Here is a 22,797-nt window from a genome sequence, read left to right as displayed (position 1 = left end):
GGACCCGACCCCAGAAGCTCCCGGCAGGACGCGGTCCTGGTACGACGCCCTGCCGGGGATTTCCTCCTATGTGGGTGATCGCCACGCCGCAGGCTTCAATCCGTGATCTTTAACGCCGGCCGAGATTGCAACGATCACTAACATGGATTGTTGCTGCCGCCGTCGTTGAGATTCCCGCTATAGACCCAGCCGTCAATAGTGGTACCTGCCACGCGCAGGTGGGTCCACCTGTTGCCGTAGATGTTCAGAAAGTAGCAGTGGTAGTAGAGCGTCTCTCCGCTGTACGCGTAGTTGTCGATGGTGCAAGTGTCGTACGGCCCGGAGCGCATTGCCGCGTATGACCGCCCAGACTCGACATACCCGACGTCACCATCCACGTTGGACCAAAAATAGGAGCAGACACCGAGGGTGCCCGCGTCACCCGCGCCGCTCGGAGCGGCCGTCAGTACGTTCGGCTTCGACTCGGCCGCACTCGCTGGCGCTGCCACGAAGGATAATGCCAGCACACTCAGCATCAGTGCCGCCGCCATGCGGACTTTTCTGGTCATGGATGTTCCTCTCCAAGCAAGACAGACGTCCACACGGGATCCTCGATCCCTGGACCGTTTACGGCTTGAGTCTCGGCCTCCACCGTGCACGTTCCGTTGAGGATGCGTGCAGGCCTGGTTGACGTCGACGCGGGCGGGCCCGGCGATCAAAGGTGCCGGAGCCGGTCGCGGATTTGTTCCGCCGCCGGGTGGTCCAGCGCGTCGAGGATCTCCAGGGCGAGCTTCCAGGCGTCGCGGGCGTCCTCGCGGTTATCCGCACGCTGATGGACTTCGCCGAGTTCGATCCAGATCCGGGCCTCGTAGTAGCGGTCGCCGAGGCTCTGGTAAAGCTCGATTGCGTGTCGGTAGCACCGCACGGCCTGCTGCTGCCGCCCGAGGTGCTGGTGGGCTGTACCGAGGCTTCCCCAGGTGCTGGCCTGGCCCCGGCGGTCCCCGATGCGCCGCTGGATCGCCAGGGCCCGCTCGCAGTCGTCGACCGCCTCACGATGCTGCCCGAGGTGGTCGCGGTACCAGCCGATCGCGGCGATCGCCATCGCCGCCGCGCTCGGATCGCCGACCACCTCGATCAGTTCCAGCCCTCGCTGGGCGACGTCCAGCGCCGCCTGGTAACGGCCCTGCCGTTCGAGCACCGCCCCGAGGCTGTGGCAGGTGTACGCCTGCTGCCGCAGGTCACCGGCCTGCTCGTAGCGATCCAGCGCGGTCCGGAGCTGCGCCTCGGCGTCGGCGATACGACCCAGTTGGGCGTAGGCGCAGCCGAGGTCACGGTGGGTGTGCGCCTGGGCAATCGGATCGGGCAGCCCGATCGCGGCCCGGAGCGCAACGCGCTGTATGCGGGCCCAGTCGTGCCAGTGCCCCTGCCGGTCGAAGAACTCGGTAAGGGTCCAGGCCAATTGCCAAGTGTGGGCGTGGGCTCCCGTACTGGCGGCCAACTCCACCATCGCGATCAGCCCGGCGTGTTCGGCGCGGAACCACAACAGGGCCCGTTCCTCGTCGACGACCTGCTCCCGGACGGCACCCGGTTCGGCCGGCGGGAGCGCGATCGGTTCCCGAAGCGGTCGTAACAGCCTCGCGGCGGCGTAAGCGGTGTGCAGGTAGTGGTCGAATAACCGGTACAGTGCGGCAGCTCGGGCGTCGTCGTTCTCCGACCCGAGAAGTTCGACGGCGTACGCGCGAAGCAGGTCGTGGCAGGTGTACCGGCCAGGGACGTGCTCGAACACCAGGTGCGCCCGGGTCAGTTCGGCCAACAGCGGTCGTACCTCCCGGACCGGTACGCCGAGCAGGCTGGCTGCCGCCGGCGCCGCGAAGTCAGGGCCCGGGTGGAGCCCGAGTAGCCGGAACAGCCGTCCGGCCCCGAGGCCGATCGACGCGTACGACCAGGAGAACAGCGCGCGCAGGTCGGGTCCCTCGTCGCAGGCGAAGGCGTCGAGTGGGCCCTCGGCGCTACGCAGCTCGTCGGTGACAGCCGCTAGGGCTACCTGAGGGTGGGCCGCCGCGCGGGCGGCCACCAGGGCGAGCGCCATCGGCAGCCCGACGCATCGCCGGACGATGTCGTCCACGGCGTGCGGCTCGGCGGCCACCCGGCTTGCTCCGAGGCGACCGGCGAGCAGCTCGCGGGCGTCCCGATCGGCCAGCAGGCCGAGTGGCAGCGCGTGCGCGCCCACGGCGATGATCAGGCCCGACAGCCGGTTGCGGCTGGTCACCAACACCAGGCACCCCGCCGCGCCCGGCAACAGTGGCCGGACCTGCTCCGTATCGCGGGCGTTGTCCAGCAGTACCAGCACCCGCCGCCCAGCGAGCGCACTGCGGTACAGGGCGGACTGACCCGCCAGGTCGGCCGGTATCCGGTCCGGCGGCACGGCAAGGGCCTGCAGGATTCCCCGGAGGGCGTCGGCGGGATCTAGCTTCGCCTCGGCGTCGAAGCCCCGCAGGTTCAGGTAGAGCTGCCCGTCGGGGAACCGGTCGGCGACCCGACGGGCCCAGTGCACGGCGAGGCTCGTCTTGCCGATCCCGGCGGTGCCGGACAGGACGCAGACGGTGACCGCCTGGGGCGGAGTGCCGGCCGCCGACAGTGCGGCGTCCAGTTGAGCGAGTTCCTCCCCACGCCCGCTGAAGCCGCGTACCCCGAGCGGCAGTTGGGCGGGCGCCCCGGCCGGTGGTCGTGGGGGTGGCGGGTCCGGTGTGGCCGTAACCCCGCTGGGTGCCGACGGCGGCCCGCCGGGCTGTTCCGTGCCGACCGGCAGCGCCCGACGCAGAATCGTCCGGTGCAGGTCCTGTAGGGCAGGTGAGTCGAGCCCTCGCTGCCGGAGCAGGCCGATGCCGTCCCGGCAGACCGTGGCAGCCTCGTCGACCCGCTGCTCCCGGTAGAGCGCCGTTGCGAGCAGCCGGCGTACGGCCTCGTCGTACGGGTCCGCCATGATCGCGCTGGTCAACTCGCCGATCACCTCCGCGTGCCGGCCCAGCGCGGTGAGCGCCTCCGTATAGGTGCGGCGGGCGGCCCGCCGCAATCCGTCGAGCCGGGCCACCTCAGCGAGCGCGAACGGCCGGTCGGACACGTCGGCGTAGGCGGGGCCTCGCCACAGAGCCAGGGCCGTGTCGATCGTCGCAACGGCGGCGCCCGCCTCGCCCGCGAGTACCAGTTCGCGGGCGGTTCGGTAACTGTCCTCGAAGCGGTGTGCGTCAACGCACTCGGACGGCATCCGCAGCTGGTAACCGGCTCCGCCGCCGGTACCTGTGGTAACCAGCACCGAACTGCCGTTTTCGTCCGGCGATGACAGCGCGCGGCGGAGGTTCGAGATGTGGCTACGCAGCGTCGCCGCGGCACCAGCAGGGGCGGACGGACCCCAGAGCCGATCCACCAACCGGTCCGCCGACACCACCCGGCCGTGCTCGATCAGCAGTATTGACATCAGCACGGTCTGCCGTGGACTGAGCCGGATCGGGCAGTCGGCCCGCTCGGCCCGCATCGGTCCAAGTACGCGGACATTCAGCTCCCCCGTCACCCGCGCCCTCCGTTACACGAACGGCCCCGCCATGTGATGAGGCCTTCCACCATCTCGGGCCACTTCGATAACAATAGGTGTTCGTAGATGCTGGACCGAGACCCGCCGCTACATGGGCCTGGAACCACTCAACCTGGCCCAGATCGACAGGCGAACCCGCGACGAACCCACCGCTATCGGCATGCCAACGCGCCCGGCGGATTTGTGACTTCCAGGTGGAGGAAATGCCGAAGCCGCAGCGGATTCCGCCGTGCTGCTTTTCCGCGTGGCCGACGCGACGCTAGCATCGGGTCCCGTGATCGTATGGGTCAACGGCACGCACGGAGTAGGCAAGACAACCACCAGTGCACTGGTGCAGCAGCTGATCCCGGGTTCACGGGTGTTCGACGCCGAGAAGGTCGGCGAGACACTCATGGACATCACGCCGGGGCTGCCCGAGACGGACAACTTCCAGCACTGGCCGCCGTGGCGGCCACTCGTCGTCGAGACCGCCCACCGCGTCCTCGACTACGCCGGCGGCACTCTGGTGATCCCCATGACGGTCCTGGTCGAGCAGTACTGGCACGAGATCAGCGCGGGCCTCGACCAGCATGCCATCCCGGTCAGGCACTTCGTCCTCCACGCCGACCAAGACACCCTCCGCCGGCGCATCGAGGGGCAACATCCCGTCCCCTCCCCGTTCCGCCTCCAATACCTCAAGCCTTACGCCGAGGCAGCCCGCACATGGCTACACGCCGAGGCCGAGGTCGTCGACACCACGCACCTCACGCCCCCCCAAGCCGCCCTGCAGATCGCAGGAGCCCTCAAGACCGGATAACCCCTCGGGTCGATGATCACCATTGGTTCAGAGAATCCAGCGACAGCGACTTCACTCGCCCGGCCTCCCGGATCCGCGAATCCGGCCTCACCGTCTACGGCTTCGGCGAGCGGAAGATTGCAGACCACCCCATCGGCGACGCCGTCGTCCTCCCCGCACCACCCGCCTGGTCAGCCCAGCGCGCGGCGCAACTCGGCCGCAGTGGTGGTGCCGAGCCGACGATGGGCCTCCCGGAGCAGCGTGCCGACGGTGTCCAGGTGCAGGACCGTCGCGTGGGCGATCTCGGCGTCGGAGTGCCCGTCGGCGGCGAGCCGGGCGACCCGGCGCTGACCCGGATCGAGGGCGTCCGCCCGGCGCGGACGCAACTCGGCCGGGGCGCCGACGGCCGCCAGCCGGCGTACGAGGCTGTCGCGCAGGGCCAGCGCGCCGTGCTCGTCGGCCAGGGTCAGAGCGGCGGACAGCGGCGCCCGGGCGTCGCGTCCGGTACGGGCCAGCGCGGCGCCGAGGTCCGCGAGGGTCTGCGCGTACTCCAGGCGGATCGGCGTCTCGGAGAGGATCCGGGCGGCCTCCTCCAGCAACTCCACCGCCGAGCCCGGTCGCAGGGTGGCGAGGGTGCGCAGGGCCCGGCCACGGGCGAGCGGGGCGCCGAACCGTTCGGCCCGGTCCCGCCCGACGGTCGCGATCTCCCACGCCTCGTCCGGAGCGGAGTGTCGCAACGCGCGGGCGAGATCGAAGCGCCACGGGCAGAGCGACGGATTCAGCAGGTGCGCGCTCTCCAGCCACTGCCCGGTGCGGCGCAGTGTGGCGGCGGCTCTGCCATGCTGGCCCTGGGCGAGTTCGAGGGCTCCCCGCACCGCCTGCGGCACCGGCAGCGCCAGGGCGTCCCGCCGAGGAGTGCCGTAGTCGCGGGCGGCCCGGACGGCCACCGCGCGGTCGAGGTCGCCCCGGGCGAGCAGCGACTCGATGAGGGTACCGATGGCGAACTGCTCGGCGGGGGTCTCCGGCCCGGTACGGTCGGCCAGCCGCAGCGCGATCTCGGCGTCGGCGATCGCGTCCGCCGGCCGGCCGTGCCGCAGCGCCAGGGTGGCCTGATGGGTCCGGGTGAAGGCGAGATGGGTGCCCCGCCAGCCGTTCCGGTCGAACTCCTCGTCCGCCTGGTCGAAGATGCCGGCCGCGACGGAGAGCCGGTCGGAGTAGAGGTGGACGAACGCGGTCATGGTCGCCACCTCCATGCCCGCGTCGAGATCGGCGAAGGTCACGCCCTGTCGCAGCACCGGCCTGATGGCCCGCGCCGCCTCGGTCCGGGGCTCGCCCCGCAGCACCAGGCTCCAGGCGTGCACGGTGGTCAGCAGCCGCCGCACGTGGTCGACCCCGGGCTGCGGTGGAGCGATCCGGTCGAGCTGCCGCATCCGGTCGGGCCGGCGCGGGTCGTCGGCCCACCAGGTCGCCCAGAGCAGTTGCTCGGCCCGCAGTTGCTCGCGTAACCGGTCGTCCCGGCAGCCCCGGATGGCCCGGTCGAGGAGTCGGACGGCGTCGCCGAGCCGGTTGGCGTACGCGTAGGTCTTGGCGAGCGCGATCGCGACCTCGGTACGTAGGGCGTCGTCGGGGGCCTGTCGGTAGGCGGCGAGCAGTTCGGGCAGGGCGGCTCCCACCTCACCCAGCGCCAGCGCCTGACCGTGCCGCAGCCGGATCCGGCAGCGCCGCCCGGCCGGCGGTGGTTCCTGGACCGCGCGGCCGAGGTACCGGGCGGCGGTGCCGGCGAGCCCGGAGGCCATCGCCTCGTCGGCCGCGGCGCACAGCCGGTCGACCACCCACGGGTCGCCGGAGGTGCGGGCCCGGAGCAGGTGTGCGGCCACCACGCCGGAGTCGGCGTCCTCGTCGTGCAGCAGCCGGGCCGCCGCGAGGTGGGTGTCGCTGCGCTGCGAGGGTTCGATGTCGTCGTACACCGCGCCTCGGATGATCGGATGGCGGAAGTCCACCGTGTACCTCTCGGTCAGGATCGCGGCCCGGCACAGCCGGTCGTACTCCCGCTTGCCGTCGTCGGCGGAGAGCCCGGCGAGCCGGCTGGCCCGGTCGAGCGGGGTTCCGGGGCCGAGTACCGCGATCGTCCGGGCCAGCCGCTGCGCCGCCGGGCCGAGCCCGCGCAGTCGTTCGTTGAGATGGATCACGACCTGTCGGGGGGTGAGCCGGGCGACCTCGGTCGCGGACCCGGCCGTCGGCGCGAGGCCGCGCTCGCGGGCCAGGTCGAGCATCCACCGGAGGTAGAAGGGGTTACCACCGCTGTGCCGCAGCAACGCCGCGCAGAACGTCTCGTCGGCGTCGTCCGCCCGGCGGCCCGGACCACGGCCGACGATGGTACGCACGGCGTCGAGACTGAGCGGTCGGGGCCGGACGACCCGGGTGGCGCGCAGTGCGATCCGCGTGAGCGCCGGGCCGGACGTCGGCTCGTCGGGCCGGAGGGCGAGCACCAGCACCACCGGCAGGCCAGCCAGTCGTTCGGCGAGGAACTCCAGCCAGTCCAGCGACTCCTGGTCGAGCCAGTGCGCGTCGTCGACCGCCAACATCAGTGCCTGGTCCGGCCCGGCGGCGTCGGTGGCGTTGACCACGAGCCAGTAGAGCGCCTCGGTGAAGCCGATCATGCCTCCGGCGATGCCCTGTTGCCGGTGCGGCAGGCCGAGGGGAATCCGGGCGAACGCCGCGGCGCCGGCGAAGAGCGCCCGTTGCCGGCGCGGGTCGTGGTCGGCCACCCAGCGCCCGAGCATCGTCCGGACGGCACCGAAGGCCATCGTCTGGTCGCGCTGGTTGCCCCGTACGGTCAGCGGGGTGATGCCGCGGACGGCGCTCTCCGCGCGGATCCGGGCGAGCAGTTCGGACTTGCCGATTCCGGCGGCACCCTCGATCACGATCGTCGCGCCGGCCCGGGCCCGGACGTTCTCCAGCACCGACGAGCACGCGTCCAGGTCCCCGTCGCGTTCCAGGATGCCGTTGTCGGCGGCGGTGTGGCCCGGCAGCCGGAGTGCGTCCAGTACGTGCCGTTCGTCGAGTCCGGTTCGTCCGCTGGCGCGGGCGGCGGAGAGGCAACCGGAGATGACCTTGCTGACGAACTCCGGCCGCAGGCCCCGTTTTCCGGACATCGCCTCAGAGAACGTGGCGGCGGCCATGCCGCTGCGTCGGGCCAGCGTCGCGTCGGTGGGGGCACCGACGACCCGTTGCAGGGTACGCAGTTGGCGGCGGAGCTGGTCGTCGGAGTCCGGGTACGCCATGTCCGCCTCCTCACCCCGCCGGACGCGGCCTCCACCGTCCACCGTAGTGGTCGGGTACCCGTAATCGTTCGGTTCTTCGGCGCCGGTGGTGGGGTTGTCGGTCGGGCGGCTGCAATGGGCTGCATCGATTCGACGGCGGCATCCGACCCGCAGGGGTTCGGGTGCCACGGAGGGGGAAATGATGATCAGGAAGACTCTGGTGGCGATGGCCACCCTCGCACTGACGGTGACGGGGCTGGTGGTCGCGTCGCCTGTTCCGGCGGCGGCCGGAGCGGGCGCGGCGGTCGCCTGCCAGCCGACGTCCTGGCGGTTCGTCAACCGGTGGAACCAGGACCCCAACGGGTACGGCTGCGCCACCTCGGCGGAGTACCAGACCTACAACAACGGGTGGGGGCAGAACTTCGCCAACGGCCAGATCAGGACCTCGCCGATGCAGGGTACGAACATGGTCGTCTCGATCATGCGGTACACCTACTGGGACGGAAGCAGCACGCAGTTCGGCGTCTACTTCGGCTGGGGTCTCTCCGACCCGTACCACTACGACATGTGGTTGATCCGCACCAGTCTGAACGGTGTCTACACCGGGCAGCGGGAGTGCGCGCCGGGGCCGTTCCTGCTCTGCACCCGGACGAGCGGGGGACAGACCTGGGCGCCGGCCGCGCTCGGCTGGCACCAGATCATGGTGGAGGGCTGCGACCAGGGCGCGTGGGGCCGGACCTGTAACCAGCAGTGGACGGTCGCGGTCGACGTCTGGGTCTGAACACCGACGGGTCGGACCGGTGTCGCGGCGACGGCACCGGTCCGACCCGCACCCTGTCCGGACGTCGGTGGAGTTCCGGGGCGTTGACCTGCCGGAAGGAAAGTTGATACCTTTCAATATCGAAAGTCTTCGACGTCTGCCCTGGAGAGTGCCGTGTCGCGAGGAGCCCGCACCCGCACCCTGGTCGTGTGCTACGGGACAGCGGTGGTGCTGGCCGCCACTCCGGTGTCGTCGGCCGCCGCCCCGCCCACCGCCGCACCGGTCGAGCAGCCCGGGACGCTGGCGGAGGCGCCGGCCTTCCCCGACGCGGTCGGGTTCGGTGCCGCCGCGACCGGTGGCCGGGGTGGCGCGGTCTACCACGTGACGAACCTCAACGACTCCGGCGCCGGCTCGTTCCGGGACGCGGTCAGCCAGGGCCCCCGGATCGTGGTGTTCGACGTCGGTGGGTACATCGACCTCGCCTCGCCGCTGAGCATCAAGAGCAACATCACCGTGGCCGGGCAGACCGCGCCGGGCGACGGCGTCGCGACCCGCGGATACCAGGTGTCGCTCTCCAACGCGGACAACGTGATCGTCCGGTACATGCGGTTCCGGCACGGGTTGACGCCGAACCAGAATCGCGACGGCATCACCATCAACGAGGGCAGCAACCAGATCTTCGACCACGTATCGGTGTCCTGGGGGCGGGACGAGAACTTCTCCATCAACAGCAGCACGAACATCACCGTGCAGAACTCGATCATTTCCGAGGGGCTCGACCCGCACTCCTGCGGCGGGCTGATCCAGAGCGACGGTGTGACCCTCTACCGCAACCTGTACGCACACAACAAGACCCGGAACCCCAAGGTCAAGGGCCGCAACCAGTTCGTCAACAACGTCGTCTACAACTGGGGTTCCGACGCGTACATCGAGGGGGACTCGGCCGGCCGCAGCGACGCCAACGTCATCGGCAACTACTTCGTCAAGGGCCCGTCGACCGGCTCCGGCGGCCCGTTCACCCGGGGCAACCTGAACTTCCACATCTACGCCGCCGGCAACTACTACGACGAGGACAAGGACGGCATCCTGGACGGCCGGGCCACGACCACGGCGGACCTCGGCACCGTCGTGGTGGAGCCGGTACCGTTCGCGTTCCCGGCCGTACCGGCGTCCTCGGCGGCAGCGGCGCACGCGGCGGTCGTCGAGCAGGCCGGTGCCGCCCTGCGCCGGGACGCCGTCGACCGTCGGCTGATCGCCGAACTGACCCGCCAGACGGGTGCGATCATCACCGACCCCGCCGCCGTGGGCGGGTTCGGGACGCTGTCCGGCGGCACCGCCCCGGCCGACGGCGACCGGGACGGCATGCCGGACGCCTGGGAGCGGTCCGCCGGGCTCAACCCGGCGAACGCCGCCGACGGCGACGACTACGGCGCGGACGGTTACACCAACGTCGAGCGGTACCTGAACAGCCTGGCCCGCTGACCGTTCCCGGCACGGCCGGTCCCGGCCCGGCAGGACCAGCCGGGGTAGCAGCCGACGAGAGCCTACTTGCCGAACCAACTTTCGGAATCGGCGACAGCGGCCAATACCCCAGCTGTACGGGCCCCTACACCTGCCGACCCCGCAGCCGTCAAACCGTCGCCGTACTCACCCAGGACACCCCAACCGACCTCGAACACACCGTCACCGGCCTGGTCGCGCCGGGCCGGGTACCGCACCAGTCCACGCTCGGCGGTGTGGGCGCCGACGACCAGCGGATCGTCGCGGAGGCCCTGCTCCGGTGCGCGCTGGACGACCCCGCCGACCGGCCGATGGCCGCCCTCTCCGGCGGGGACGCGCCCGCATCCGTGGCCGACGACCACGACGCTGGGGCCAGCCCGCCACCCGGGCAGTCTGGCCCCAACATCTCAAGGCTCTCGGTCAAGGCCCTAGCGGACGTTGAGCGTGTAGTTGTTGACAACGAAATCGGAGCGGCCGGCAGTGCCGGAGATTTCGAAGCCGTACTGGAGTTCGCCGACGGTCACGTCGGCCCACCAGCCGGTGGTGCGCAGCCAGTTCATGATCGCCAGCAGGTTGATGTTGCCGGAGTTGGTGTCGCCGGTGCGCAGGAACGAGAAGACCGCGTTGGCGCCGTTCGAGCCACGGTAGACGTTCCAGGTGTGGCCGCCGATGTTCTGGTTCCGGTAGTTGGGCACCGCACCGTTGGCGTCGTAGGACTCCGCGATCGGACCCACCGCGCCCTGGAAGTTGGTCCAGATCATGACCTCGTACGCGTGGTTGTTGGCCCAGATGTCGTATGTCGCCGCGAAGTCACCGTCCGCCGGGACGGTGGTGCTGAACGAGCTGGTTACCGAGCTCAGCGAACTCAGCGTGCGGTTGAGGGTCCGGCTCACGTTTGGGTACGTCTTGACGCCGCTGGTGCGCGGATGGTTGGCCTCCACGCCCCAGTTCTGGTAACTGCGTGCCCAGATCGTCTGCGAGCCGGCGCCGTTGCCCCACAGGTTGTTGTAGAGCGTGTAGCTGCCGCTGGTCCAGTTGTCCCACTGGCCGGAGGCGACCCACACCGCGTCCGCCGGGATGCTGTTGGTCGGCGGTGCGATCGGGCCGCTGGCGGCACCGGTGGCCGCGCCGGCCGGGAGCGCGGTGGGGACGCCGGCTCCCATCGTGATGGCCGCCGTAGCGACCAGGGAGAGGGCGAGATTCCGTCTTCGCATGTCCGTCCAATCGTGGAGGTCCGCACCGCACGACGATCGTCGAAGCGCTTCGATGACATTTCAGCCGCTCACGAACGTCAATGCGATATTGTCCCGATGTTAGAGCTGTCGCGGCGACCCCGCAATATCGGTACTTATGGATGTACTCAGTCCCGGTCGCCGGGCGGCGTACTGAACGCCGACGCTGACCATGGTGCGGCCGGACGTCGGCGCGCTGGCTCGGGCCTGCCCGACTGCGGTTGGGGTGGGGCGGGACGCGCCCGGCCCGCGCTGGCGGCGCCCGGCTGGTGGTGCGGGTCGACCGCGCCGCCACGGCGGTCCTCAGAAATTGTTGGTAACAACAAGGTAACGGGCCCTTTTCGCTCGGTCATGTGACCGATCACACTGGCGTCGCCGGGGCGTGTGACCGATCACATCGATGAGTGGGAGGCTCAATGAGGCAAAAGCTGCGGCTGCGCGACGGTTGCGGTGCTCGCGGCGGCTGTCTCCGCGCGGCGCAACCACTTCCGCAACACGCTGGGCTGGTCGACCTGCCGCACGACGGTCGTCGACGTCGACCTGGCGGCCGGCGCGCGAACAGCATCACGTTCGCCAACGCCCCCACCGGCCACGCCCCCAACCCCGATCTCATCCAGATCGCCGCACCGATCGGCTAGGAGCAGTACGTGACCTCGTTCGAACCCGTCACCAGCCTCGTCTGGGGACACTCGGCGCTGACGCTCGTCGTCGACGTCTCCCCGGACGGGCCGGTGGTCCTGCGGACGCTCTCGGACCGAGCCACGCGGCAAACCTCCCCGGCGGCGCAGCCGCTCGTGGAGGTGCTGGTCGCCGGCGAGGGCCGGGTGCAGGTCTCCCAGCGCTTCTCCGAGACCGCGATCGGGCGGCGGCTGGCGTACGCCGGCAGCGCCCAACGACGCGACGGTGCGTGGCGCGAACTGACTGTCGAATTGCGGGACCGCCGGACCGGTCTGACCGCCGAGCTGCTGGTCAGGTCGCATGACGGGGTCAGCGGCTGTCAGATCCGCACCCGGCTCACCAACCGCGGCACCGAGCCGGTGCGGCTGCTGGGTCTGACCTCGTTCGCGGCCGGGTTCGGCGGCCGGCCGGTCGGCGACCTGGACGTGGTTCGGGCGGACAGCGAATGGCTCGGCGAAAGCCGGTGGAGCAGGCGCCCACTGCGTGACGCGGTACCCGACCTGAACCTGGGCCTGCACGGCCAGGACGGCCGGGGCCGGATCGCGGTCACCAGCCAGGGCACCTGGTCCACCGGTACGCACCTGCCGACCGGTGGCCTCGTCGACCGGGTGGGCGGGGCGGCCTGGCTGTGGCAGATCGAGCACAACGGACCCTGGCGGTGGGAGGTGGGGGAGCGGCGCGAGGGCGCGTACGTCGCGCTGCTCGGGCCCACCGACGGCGACCACCAGTGGGTACACCGCCTCGCGCCGGGTGAGTCGTTCACGTCGGTACCCGTGTCGATCGCCGTGTCCGGTGACGGGCTGGACGGCGCGGTCGCGGCGCTGACCACCCACCGGCGCGCGCTGCTGCGCCCGCACCCGGACCGGGCGGCGCTGCCGGTGGTGTTCAACGACTACATGAACACGCTGATGGGCGACCCCACCACCGCCAAGCTGCTGCCGCTGATCGACGCGGCCGCGGCCGCGGGCGCCGAGGTCTTCTGCGTCGACGCCGGCTGGTACGACAACGGCACCGCCTGGTGGGACAGCGTGGGGGAGTGGCAGCCGTCGCAGACCCGCTTCCCGTGCGGCATCGAGGAGGTCCTCGCCCGCATCCGCGGCCGGGGCATGGTGCCGGGGCTGTGGCTTGAGCCCGAGGTGATCGGGGTGCGCAGCCCGATGGCCGACAAGCTCCCGCCCGAGGCGTTCCTGCAGCGCGGCGGTGTACGGCTGGTCGAGCACGACCGGTACCACCTGGACCTGCGCCACCCACGCGCGGTCGCGCACCTGGACGAGGTGGTGGACCGACTGGTCGAGCAACTCGGCGTCGGCTACCTCAAGCTCGACTACAACATCGACCCCGGCCCGGGCACCGACCGGGACGCGGACAGCGTCGGCGCCGGGCTGCTCGGCCACAACCGAGCCCATCTGGCCTGGCTGGACCGGCTGCTGGACCGGCACCCCGGACTGATCCTGGAGAACTGCGCGTCGGGCGCCATGCGGATGGACTACGCGCTGCTGTCCCGGATGCAGTTGCAGTCGACCAGCGACCAGCAGGACTTCCTGCGGTACCCGCCGATCGCGGTCGCCGCGCCGATGTCGGTGCTGCCCGAACAGTCGGCCAGCTGGGCGTACCCGCAGCCGGACATGACCGCCGAACAGGTCGGGTACGCGATGTGTACCGGCATGCTCGGTCGGCTCTACCTGTCCGGTCGGATCGACCTCATGTCACCGGACCAGCGGGCTGCCGTACGGGAGGCGGTTCGGGTGTACAGGTCCATCCGCGCCGAACTCGCCGTCGCGGTACCCGTGTGGCCGCTGGGCCTGCCCGGGTGGGACGACCCGTGGCTGAGCCTCGCCCTGCGTACCCCGGACATCACCTATCTGGCGGTGTGGCGGCGCGGGGGCGTCACCGCGCCCGCGACGCTCGCCCTGCCGCATCTTCGCGGCGGCGACGTCAAGATCGACCTGTTGTACCCGCGCGACCTGCCCAACTGGCGATGCGACTGGGCCGCTGGATCACTAACGGTCATCCCCACGGGTGCGGAACCCGCGGCCCGGCTGTACAGGATCACCGAAGGATGAACGCGATGAAGAATTGGACCAGCCTGGCCGCCGCCGCAGCGCTCACACTCGGTGTCGCCGCGTGCAGCGACCCGGCGGCGGAGACCTCCACCGACACCGCCACCACCTGGGCCGACCCGACCGCAAAGCTCGACGGGGTCAAGCTCACCATCTGGGCGGCGCAGAACAGCAACACCGCCCCGAAGGCGGTCGTCGAAGGGTTCCAGGCGGCGACCGGCGCCACGGTCGAGGTCGTCACCATCCCCGACCCGTACGAACAGGGCATCCAGACGAAGGTCGCCACCGGCGACAAGCCAGACATCGCCTTCTGGCAGCCGACCGCGTCGATGCTCACCGCGATCAACGCCAAGAGCAACCTCCAGTCGCTGAACGACGCGCCGTGGCTGCCCAAGCTCTCGCCCGACCTGAAAGACATCACCGGCATCCTGGACGGCACCCGCTACGCCGCGCTGATCACCAGTCCCGCCGTCGAGGGCGTGTACTACAACAAGGAGGTCTTCGAGAAGAACGGGATCACCACGACTCCGAAGAACTTCGACGAGATGGTCTCGCTGGCCCGCACACTCAAGGGCAGAGGTGTGACGCCGTTCTACGAGATGGCCGCCGACCGGTGGGCCACCCAGTGGTGGGTACAGGTGCAGCTCGCCGACGCGGCGAAGGACGGCTTCTGGGACAGAGTCAACACGGGCGAGGAGACGTTCCACAGCCCGGTGGTGCTCGACGCGATCAAGACGTACAAGTCGCTGATCGACGAAGGGCTGTTCAACGCCAACATCAGGACGGCCAGGTTCGAAGACCAGAGCGCGGCGCTGCTGGCCGGCGAGGCCGCAATGGTGGTGCAGGTCAACTCGTTCTTCGGTCAGCTCCAGGCCAAGGCCGACACCGCCACACTGGACAGGAAGATCGGCTTCTTCCCGATCTCGCCGTCGGGCAACGTCGGCACGTTCATCCCGGACCAGTCCAACGCACTGGTCGCGTTCAAAACCGCCGATGCCAAGCGGGAAGCCGCCGCCCGGCAGCTGCTTGCCTACTGGATGGGCCCCGGCTACGCCGACTTCGTCACCGACCGCGACACCGTCTCGCTGCGAACTGACGTGCCCAACCCGCCCGGGGTACCCAAGGCGCTGCTCGACGTGCACGCCGCGCTGCCCACCTCGGTCGGGTCGATGCAGGCCCTCGCCGTCGCCAACCCCGACCTCTACCTCAACCTCGCCGACATGATCACCGGAACGATGTCACCGGAGCAGGTCGCCAAGGCGACACAGGACCAGTTCGCCCAGCTGGCCAAGGCGGCCGGGGCACCCGGATTCTGATGGCCACGGCAACCCGCACCCCGGCCGCCCAACGGCTCGCGGCGGCGCCATCGGCGTCGTCGCGGGCCCCACGCCGTGCCACCATCAACCGGCGGACGCACCCGATCTGGTTCCTCGCCCCGGCGCTGGCGATCCTGCTGGTCTTCTTCCTCCTCCCGACCGTCTACAACTTCGTGTACGCGTTCACCGACTGGTCCGGCTTCAAGGCCCAGATCAACCCGGTCGGACTGGACAACTTCGAAGAACTCGCCTCCAGCGGCACACTCTTCCGCGCGCTGCGCACCACCATCCTGTATGCGGTGCTGGTCGCCGCCTTCCAGAACCTCTTCGGCTTCGCCTTCGCCGTCCTGCTCGAACAGGACACCTGGCTCAACCGACTGGCCCGGATCCTTCTCCTCATCCCGGTGCTGATGTCCGCGCTCGCGGTCGGCTACATCTTCCAGGCACTGCTCAAACCCCAAGGCAGCCTCAACCAGCTCATCGAGACGGCGACTCGGCAGCAGTTCGACTACGCGTGGCTGGGAGACACCACCTGGACCATCGTCGTCGTCGCGGCGATACACGCCTGGAAGTGGATGGGCCTTTCCATGCTCATCTACCTCGCCGGCCTCAAGACGATCCCGGAAGACCTGATGGAAGCGGCCCGCATCGACGGCGCCTCCCGATGGCAGACGTTCTGGCGGGTCCGCACACCGCTGCTGGCGCCGGCGGTCACCTTCAACGTCGCCACCGCGCTGCTCGGCTCGATGAACGGCTTCGACATCGTCCAGGCCACCACCGGCGGCGGCCCGGCCCGCACCACGGAGATCCTCAACATCTTCATCTACCGCACGTTCGGCCAAGGGCTGTTCGCCCAGGCCACCACGATGAGCCTGATCCTGTTCCTGCTGGTCGCCCTGATGGCGTTCCCGGTGATCTACCTTCTGCGGCGAAGGGAGCGCGTGCTGTGAACAGTGACGCACCCATCTGGCGGCGGCTCCAGCCGGTCGTGACCGTTCTGCTCGTGGGGATGCTGATCGGAGTTCCACTGTGGCTTGTCGCGGTGACCGCGGGGAAGTCGCAGGGGGAGGCGCTCGACCCCGACCTGTCGCTGCCGTCGGACTGGCAGTTCTGGGCCAACCTGCGCTCGGTGTGGGCGGGCGGCGACGTGCCAGCCGCGTTCTTCGGCAGCCTGCTGATCGTCGTTCCCACGGTCGCCGGCGTACTCACCTTCGGGTCGATGGCAGCCTGGGTTCTCGCCCGCAGGGCCACCCGGCTCAACGCCGTCCTCTACGCCCTCGCGATAAGCGGGATCGTGCTGCCCCCGGCAGTGGTCACCGTGGTGCTGCTGCTACGCCAGCTCGGCCTTGCCGGCACCGCAGTCGGGATGATCGGCGTCTACATGGGTATCTACCTGTCCACGGTGGTCTTCTTCGTCACCGGCTTCGTCCGGACCATTCCCGAGTCGCTGGAGGAGGCAGCCCAGATCGATGGTGCCAGCCCCATCACCGTCTTCTGGCGGGTGGTCCTGCCCATGCTCCGCCCGGTGCTCGCCACCGCCACGATCCTCATCTGCCTGTACGTGTGGAACGACGTCTTCTACGCGTTCTTCGTCGTTGGCGGCCGCCTTGACACCCTGCCGCTCAACCTCTTCCGCGTCGCGAGCGCCGGCCTCTACCTCAACAACTGGCACCTCATCTTCGCGTACGTGATCCTGATGAGCCTGCCGCTGGTCGCCGTCATCGCGGTCGCCCAACGCAAAATCATCTCCGGGATCACCAACGGCGCGGTGAAGTAGGAAGCTCTCCGGTAAAGGCGCGCCGCCGTCCAGACAATCACCGCTTCTAGCGAGGTGCCGCAGTGCTACCCCGCCATGCCACCGAGGCCGGTCCGTGGCACTCCCGATCGACGAGTACGGCAGCGAGAACGTGGCCGCGAACTCGTCCGAGTACCGGCCGATCGGCGTGTACCCGAGCGCCCGAGCGGCTTCGACCACCCGCTGACGCACCGCGTCGGAGATGGCCCGCTTGCCGGACAACGCGTACGACGCGGTGCTGCGGCTGACGACAGCCGCCCGCGTCAGGTCCCCGATCGTTGCCATCTCCGCCCTCAGCTGTCGAACGGGTTCGGAAGCCGCACTGTCGTCCGCGACAATCCGCCTTACGTCGGCACGCGGGAGGTCCGTGGCACCGCTACCCATCGCGGGGGCCGGACGATGCGCGGACGACGAGGCGGCAGGGAACGGCATGGGTACCGGACTCGATGGTGCCGCGTTGGATGGCTTTCAACAGCAACTGGCCGGCGGTGCGTCCGACCTGTTGCAGGTTGGGGTCGACGCTGGTCAGCGCGGGCCGGCAGCCCTCGGCCGTGGGCAGCCAGTTGTCGACACCGACCAGTGCGATGTCCTCGGGCACCCGGTGCCCGCTGTCGCGCAGGCCGTCGGCGACGCCGCGGCCGATAGCGTCGCTGCCGCAGAAGATGGCGTCGACCTCGGGGTGTTCGCGGACCAGTGCGGCGGCGGCGAAGCGGCCCCACACCTCGCTCCAGCCGCCGTACCAGGGCTCGCCGACCAGCTCCACCCCGGCATCGTGCAGCGCCCGGACGGTGCCGTCGACGCGGGCGCGTACCGAGGTGTGGCCGTGCGGGCCGGTGACGTGGGCGATCCGCCGACGGCCGGTACGGAGTAGGTGCTGCACGGCCAGGGCGGCGCCGCCTTCCTCGTCGACGACGACGCTGCAGTCGGCGGGGCTCGCCGAGCGGGCGAACGCGTACACGACCGGGACGGTGACCGGCCCCGCGAGGGGCGGGCGGGGTTCGGTGCGGCGGCCGGCCACGATGATGCCGTCGACTCGGCGGCGGGCGAGGCTGCGCACGTAGTGCTGCTCGCGGATCGGGTCGTCGCGGGTGTCGCAGACGAACGCGAGCGTCTCGTCCCAGCCGAGCGCGTCCTCGGCCCCGTGCAGGATCGGCAGGCTGAAGCGTCCGTGGTGGTCGGTCATGATCAGACCCACCGTGTACGTCCGGCCCGTGTGCAGGCTGGCGGCGACCGCGCTGGGCACGAAGCCGAGTTCCTGCGCGGCGGCGTGCACCCGGTCACGGGTTTCGGCGCGCAGTTGGCCCCGGCCGTTGAGGGCCTTCGACACGGTGCCGACCGAAACGCCGGCCCGCCGGGCCACGTCGACGATGCCCACGCGGGGCCGCTTGCCTGCCACATCGACACCGTAACCGCAGAAAACGTTTGCCTCAAATGGACCGTCGGAGCAATGTTGACGGATGTCTCAGATACCTCGTAACCTACTCGAAACTTGTCGATAAACCGACTTGCTCTTCTCAACGGACACCGATGCCTCGGAAAATTTTCCGCGCGGTTGTTAACGTTCACAGGAATGCAGGAGAGACCGCCATGAGCGACCGCAGGGACCTGGGCCAGCGGCGTCACCAACGGCGCACCGGCCGATGCGGTCCCGGCGGGAACGGCCGTCCCCGTGCCCCTCCCGTGGCTCGGTGCGGACAGCCCCGGTGTGCCGTGGTGCGGTCACCGGCACGTCATCGCCGCCTCCCGACCGCAGCCTCACCAAATACCGACCGGATCGGCTGCCACTGTCCTTCCCGCCACTCCCGGCGGGCCGCAACCCGCCCGGCGACGCGCCCCCACCGAAGCGAGACGCACGGTTAGCGAACCGGTTCGACAGATCCTGCCCTGAGGGGCCCACACATGGTCATCCCGTGCATGCATTCCCGACGAAGGAGACTCATCATGCTCGTGCGAAAGACCCGAAGAATCGGCATCACCGTAGCGAGTTGCGTTGCGCTGGGGGTGGTGGCATCCGTCCTACAACCACCAGGCCCCGCCGCCGCGGCGGTCGACAGCATGACCATCAACATGGCGAGCTACGGCGGAACCCCCACCTACCGGGCGTCCGGCTTCATCTACGGCGTGTCGGAAAACGCGTCGAGCCCGCCGGTCTCCACCACCGACCAGATCAAGGTCAAAGTGATGCGTGGTGGCGGGTCGCAGCTCGGCTGCCCGAACGGCGGTTGGGTCAACGGCCAGTACGATCGCCGCTGGAACTGGGTGCGGAACTACTACAACCGGGCGCAGCGTACGGGCGCGCGGATGGAGATGATCGTCGCGCCGCTGTGGGGATCGGACGGCGTGTGCAACGTGCCGCGATGGCCTGGCGACAACGGCAACTGGACGGACTACACCAACTTCGTCAACCGGATCATCGCCGACGTCCGCGCGGCGGGGATGACTGGATCGAACCTGCGCTGGGATCTGTGGAACGAGCCGAACATCTTCTTCTGGGGTCGTTCGCAGGCCCAGTACCTGGAGATGATCCGCCGTGGCACCCAGCTGATCCGGGCGGCGATCCCGGGAGCGGTGATCGTGGGTCCCAGCACTGCCGGCGGGCCTGGCAACAGCTGGTGGGACACCTACCTCGACTACGTGCGGGCGAACAACGTCGTGCCCGACATCATCAGTTGGCACAACCTGCCCGGGGACCCGGCGGCCGACCGAGGAACCATCAACAGCAAGCTCTCTTCGCGCGGCATCTCGGTCCAGGGCTTCTCGGTCAACGAGTACGGTGCGTTCGGCGCCGAACAGCAACCCGGTCCCTCAGCCTGGTACATCGCCCGACTCGAACGCTGCGGCTGTGACGGTGCCCGAGCCAACTGGGGCATGGTGGGTCAGACACCCTCGCTGCACGACACGCTCGGGTGGCTCACCACGGCCAACGCCGGTCAGCCGATGGGTCAGTGGTGGGTGTACAAGCGCTACGCCGACCAGACCGGCCAGCGCACCCAGATCACCGCAGGCTCGTCCCACGACGGCACGGTCTTCCAGGACTCCGGCGCACGCCGTTCGATCGCCGTACTCGGCGCCAGAACCGGGGCCGCGACCGGCGCCATCGACGTTCGCTACAACAACATCCCGTCCTGGCTGGTCGCCAACGGCTCGGTGAACGTTCGCGTGGAGCGCATGCCGTCAACAAACGCGTACGTCAGCGCCCCGACGACCGTGTCCACCACACGCGCCACCGTAAGCGGCAACTCGATCCTCGTCACTATCAACTGGACCAATGCCGACGACGCCTACGCGGTGACGTTGACTCCCTGAGCCGCACCGCCCGGCATGCCCGGAGCCAGCCTCCGGTTCCGGGCATGCTGCCGGCAACGGGCCGCACGATCGGTTCTACAACTCGTCCGGGGCCGATCAACGGCGGCCGTGCACCCCCGTGGTGCTGCGCGTGGATAGCTGGTGGCTGCCGCCGCCCGGCGGGCGGCGGCAGCCACCGGAGGCGTCAGCCGATCGGGGCGGCTATCCGGATCAGGTCGATGTTCGGCCCGTACCCGCTGGAGGAGTTGCCGAATGTGATGGTGTTGGCGCCGGCGACCAGGTCCACGTCGACCACCGTGGTCCGGAATGTCGACCAGCTCAGCGTGTTGCGGAAATAGACCCGGCGAGCGGCGCCGCCGTTGACGCTGATGTCCGCGCCCCGGTCGACGATGTTGTTGTTGTACTGATGATCGCCCACCACCTCCGCGTTGGCGTAGGCGACGACCATCCGGTACCGGCCGGTACTCGGAACCGAGACGTTGTTGAACCGCAGGGTGTTGCCGGAACCCGCTCCGATGAATCCGACGTACTGGCCGCCGGAGGCGCCGGAGTTGCTGGCCCTGGCCGCGGTACCGGACAACGTGTTCGCCCCGGCCTCGGCTTCGTAGCTGGTGACAGTGCCGGTGGCGGCGGCGATCTCGAGGTGGTCAATGTTGATGGCGTCGCGGTCGTCCGCGGCGTACGCGTTCACCTCCAGCCGGCTGATCCCGGCCGGCAGGAATACCTTGGTGGTCGCGGTGTTCCAGGTGTTCCAGTCGGCCGTGCCCGGAAGACTGACGTCTGTGAGGTCGGAGCCGTTGAGCCGCAGCCGGATTGACCGGCCGGTCGGGGCTGCCGGCAGCGGGCCGGCCGAGTAACGCAGACCGACGTTGTAGTAGCCGTCCGACGGAACGGTGACCACGAATTTGGTGCTGGCAGTGGTGCTGGCACCGTATCCCTCGACGAAGTACGTGCCGGAATAGCCGGTGTTGGTGCCGTACGTGAGGCGGGCGCCGCCGTCGACCCGCGCGTACTCGGCCTGGTACCGAGTTGCCGGCCCCACCGACGCCAGGTCCTTGTTCGGCGTAATGATCACCTGATACGCCGCCGAGCCCCGCAGCCCGGTCAACGGGATCGTGACCTGCCCGCCGCTGCTGGTGTAGTCACCCTCGCCCACCACGAACGGCCCACCCGAGGGGTTGAGTCCGGAGGAGTCGACGCCCCACACGGTGGCGTGCACGGTGCTGCCGAGGAATGCCGCCGCGCCCAGCCCGCGCACGACGAGATTGGTGTCGTAGCTGCCGGAGACCGGGTTGTTACCGCCGAAGATGACCCTGGCCTGCTGCTTGGCCGGGTCGAGGGCGGCCAGTCCCTGCAACGAGCCACCGGGTGATGGCGGCGTGACGGCCACTGTGTTGCCGGTCAGCTCGCCGTACCACTTGTACAGCCACCAGCCGCCGGTGGCCTGGTTGTTCCGGGTGACCAGGTCGTTGAGCCCGCCCGCGGTGGTCCAGTAGGCCAGGCACGCGTCGACCTTGCTGGCCTCGAACCTGGCGACGTACTGCACGAGGTTGCCGGGCACGCCGAGGTCACCGTTCTGCCGGCCGTACTCGTCGATCGTGATCGGCCGGGCGCTGATCCCGAGGCTGCGCTCGATCGACCGGAAGTCGTTGAGGTGGTTGTTCCAGTCGGTGAAGAAGTCGTTGCCGAGCTCGTGCCAGTTCACCATGTCGGGCAGCACGTTGTTGTCCCGGCCGAAGGTGAGGAACGTGCGCAGTTCGTTCGAGCGGTAGCTCGAGAAACCGGGACCGGCGATGCGCGCACTCGGGTCGATGGACTTGATCCGCTGGTGCACGGTGCGCCAGTCGTTGAGGAACCGGCCAGTGAGCTGGCCGCTGTACCAGATCCAGTCGGGCTCGTTGAACGGCACGTAGACGAAGAAGCTGCGGTTGGGGTCGGCGACCACCTTGCGGACGATCGTGTCGACCTTGCCGAGGTAGTCGCCCAGGCCGAGGTTGTCATAGGGCCAGTTGGGATAGATGTCCTGCATGTAGATTTCGATGTGCCGGCCCCCGGCCCGCTTGAACATCGGCGCGACCCGTAGCGCGTCGCCGTTGGGGTGTTGCAGTCCGTCCGGCGCTTTCTGTGCGGCGACCTGGGGCCGCAGCGCGGCCAGCATCGTCTCGTTCGGGATGCCTTCGTCGCCGAGCCCGTAGAGAAACCCGGTCGCGCCGTAGCGCAGTGCGCCTGTGTTCACCGACAGGTCGACGGTCAGTTGCGACGGCGCTGCGCCAGCCGTTGCCGCTGGCAGCGTCGCCAACAGCGCCACCGCCAGCAGGATGGTTCCACCTACTTTCACGGGGGTCCTTCTCATGGCAGTCAGTACCTCCTGGGATCGGACGGGAACTCGGGCGCCTGAAGCGGCTCGTAGATCAGCAAGCCAAATGAAGAGATCGATATCGATGTGACCGATCACATGGGGAATAGTGTGACCGGTCACATACAGCCACAACAGAGGCTGTTGCCATTTCGTTACGAACGCGTCCCGACCCGTCGCGCCGCGAA

The 22,797-nt window shown here is 69.5% G+C and carries 15 protein-coding genes and 1 pseudogene; 9 read left to right on the top strand and 7 right to left on the bottom strand.

Annotated elements, in window-relative coordinates; translation table 11 throughout:
- Positions 1 to 137: 137 nt before the first annotated feature.
- Both V1634_RS26800 and V1634_RS26795 read right to left on the bottom strand, forming a co-directional pair.
- On the bottom strand, positions 138 to 548 hold the full coding sequence (locus V1634_RS26800) for a hypothetical protein (RefSeq protein WP_331210673.1): 411 nt from the start codon (positions 546 to 548) through the stop codon (positions 138 to 140).
- 146 nt (positions 549 to 694) lie between these two features.
- Positions 695 to 3,547, bottom strand: a complete 2,853-nt coding sequence (locus tag V1634_RS26795; RefSeq protein ID WP_331210672.1) for an AfsR/SARP family transcriptional regulator — start codon at positions 3,545 to 3,547, stop codon at positions 695 to 697.
- Between the two features lie 250 nt (positions 3,548 to 3,797).
- On the opposite strand from V1634_RS26795, the gene V1634_RS26790 reads away from it, so the two are divergent.
- Entirely contained in the window at positions 3,798 to 4,364 is a 567-nt protein-coding gene (locus tag V1634_RS26790) for an AAA family ATPase (RefSeq protein WP_331210671.1), read from the top strand.
- Positions 4,365 to 4,534: 170 nt separating this feature from the next.
- On the opposite strand, the gene V1634_RS26785 is transcribed toward V1634_RS26790, so the two are convergent.
- Positions 4,535 to 7,627 (bottom strand): ATP-binding protein, encoded by a 3,093-nt coding sequence (locus tag V1634_RS26785; RefSeq protein ID WP_331210670.1) that lies wholly within the window; start codon positions 7,625 to 7,627, stop codon positions 4,535 to 4,537.
- Between the two features lie 178 nt (positions 7,628 to 7,805).
- On the opposite strand from V1634_RS26785, the gene V1634_RS26780 reads away from it, so the two are divergent.
- A complete protein-coding gene (locus V1634_RS26780; protein ID WP_331210669.1) occupies positions 7,806 to 8,387 on the top strand; it encodes a hypothetical protein in 582 nt (193 codons plus the stop codon).
- A gap of 153 nt (positions 8,388 to 8,540) precedes the next feature.
- The gene (locus V1634_RS26775) at positions 8,541 to 9,848 is read left to right on the top strand and encodes a pectate lyase family protein (protein ID WP_331210668.1); all 1,308 of its coding nucleotides are present in this window, start codon (positions 8,541 to 8,543) and stop codon (positions 9,846 to 9,848) included.
- A gap of 446 nt (positions 9,849 to 10,294) precedes the next feature.
- On the opposite strand, the gene V1634_RS26770 is transcribed toward V1634_RS26775, so the two are convergent.
- Complete coding sequence (locus V1634_RS26770; protein ID WP_331210667.1) at positions 10,295 to 11,080, bottom strand: GH12 family glycosyl hydrolase domain-containing protein; 786 nt, start codon at positions 11,078 to 11,080, stop codon at positions 10,295 to 10,297.
- 434 nt (positions 11,081 to 11,514) lie between these two features.
- On the opposite strand from V1634_RS26770, the gene V1634_RS26765 reads away from it, so the two are divergent.
- From V1634_RS26765 to V1634_RS26745, 5 genes are read left to right on the top strand one after another with little or no spacing between them, the layout of a single operon-like run.
- Entirely contained in the window at positions 11,515 to 11,736 is a 222-nt protein-coding gene (locus V1634_RS26765; RefSeq protein WP_331210666.1) for a hypothetical protein, read from the top strand.
- A 9-nt stretch (positions 11,737 to 11,745) separates the two neighbouring features.
- Positions 11,746 to 13,839 carry a glycoside hydrolase family 36 protein gene (locus V1634_RS26760; protein WP_331210665.1) on the top strand — a complete coding sequence of 698 codons (2,094 nt, stop codon included), beginning with the start codon at positions 11,746 to 11,748 and terminating at the stop codon, positions 13,837 to 13,839.
- Positions 13,840 to 13,844: 5 nt separating this feature from the next.
- The gene (locus V1634_RS26755) at positions 13,845 to 15,152 is read left to right on the top strand and encodes an ABC transporter substrate-binding protein (RefSeq protein ID WP_331210664.1); all 1,308 of its coding nucleotides are present in this window, start codon (positions 13,845 to 13,847) and stop codon (positions 15,150 to 15,152) included.
- Positions 15,152 to 16,102, top strand: coding sequence for a carbohydrate ABC transporter permease (locus V1634_RS26750; protein WP_331210663.1), 951 nt, complete (start codon positions 15,152 to 15,154; stop codon positions 16,100 to 16,102). Before V1634_RS26755 ends, V1634_RS26750 begins: the two co-directional genes overlap by 1 nt.
- Entirely contained in the window at positions 16,099 to 16,929 is an 831-nt protein-coding gene (locus V1634_RS26745) for a carbohydrate ABC transporter permease (protein ID WP_331210662.1), read from the top strand. The genes V1634_RS26750 and V1634_RS26745 overlap by 4 nt, the downstream gene beginning before the upstream one ends.
- Before the next feature lie 174 nt (positions 16,930 to 17,103).
- Here the strand turns inward: V1634_RS26745 and V1634_RS26740 are convergent.
- Both V1634_RS26740 and V1634_RS26735 read right to left on the bottom strand, forming a co-directional pair.
- Positions 17,104 to 17,232, bottom strand: a pseudogene (locus V1634_RS26740) (LacI family DNA-binding transcriptional regulator); the annotation flags it as partial.
- A 91-nt stretch (positions 17,233 to 17,323) separates the two neighbouring features.
- A complete protein-coding gene (locus V1634_RS26735; RefSeq protein WP_331210661.1) occupies positions 17,324 to 18,343 on the bottom strand; it encodes a LacI family DNA-binding transcriptional regulator in 1,020 nt (339 codons plus the stop codon).
- Positions 18,344 to 18,888: 545 nt separating this feature from the next.
- On the opposite strand from V1634_RS26735, the gene V1634_RS26730 reads away from it, so the two are divergent.
- Positions 18,889 to 20,253: a beta-xylosidase gene (locus tag V1634_RS26730; protein ID WP_331210660.1), complete on the top strand. Its 1,365-nt coding sequence runs from the start codon at positions 18,889 to 18,891 to the stop codon at positions 20,251 to 20,253.
- Positions 20,254 to 20,437: 184 nt separating this feature from the next.
- Here V1634_RS26730 and V1634_RS26725 read toward each other — a convergent pair whose 3' ends face one another.
- Positions 20,438 to 22,591 (bottom strand): carbohydrate-binding protein, encoded by a 2,154-nt coding sequence (locus tag V1634_RS26725; protein ID WP_331210659.1) that lies wholly within the window; start codon positions 22,589 to 22,591, stop codon positions 20,438 to 20,440.
- Positions 22,592 to 22,797: the final 206 nt, after the last annotated feature.

The sequence above is a fragment of the Plantactinospora veratri genome (assembly GCF_036421995.1).
Classification (GTDB): domain Bacteria; phylum Actinomycetota; class Actinomycetes; order Mycobacteriales; family Micromonosporaceae; genus Plantactinospora; species Plantactinospora veratri.
This window is presented reverse-complemented; position numbering and strand designations above follow the sequence as displayed.

Coding starts and splice junctions, on each gene's coding strand:
- V1634_RS26780 (WP_331210669.1), top strand. CDS start 7,806: ATGATGATCAGGAAGACTCTGGTGGCGATGGCCACCCTCGCACTGACG.
- V1634_RS26730 (WP_331210660.1), top strand. CDS start 18,889: ATGCTCGTGCGAAAGACCCGAAGAATCGGCATCACCGTAGCGAGTTGC.
- V1634_RS26800 (WP_331210673.1), bottom strand. CDS start 548: ATGACCAGAAAAGTCCGCATGGCGGCGGCACTGATGCTGAGTGTGCTG.
- V1634_RS26750 (WP_331210663.1), top strand. CDS start 15,152: ATGGCCACGGCAACCCGCACCCCGGCCGCCCAACGGCTCGCGGCGGCG.
- V1634_RS26755 (WP_331210664.1), top strand. CDS start 13,845: ATGAAGAATTGGACCAGCCTGGCCGCCGCCGCAGCGCTCACACTCGGT.
- V1634_RS26770 (WP_331210667.1), bottom strand. CDS start 11,080: ATGCGAAGACGGAATCTCGCCCTCTCCCTGGTCGCTACGGCGGCCATC.
- V1634_RS26785 (WP_331210670.1), bottom strand. CDS start 7,627: ATGGCGTACCCGGACTCCGACGACCAGCTCCGCCGCCAACTGCGTACC.
- V1634_RS26765 (WP_331210666.1), top strand. CDS start 11,515: ATGAGGCAAAAGCTGCGGCTGCGCGACGGTTGCGGTGCTCGCGGCGGC.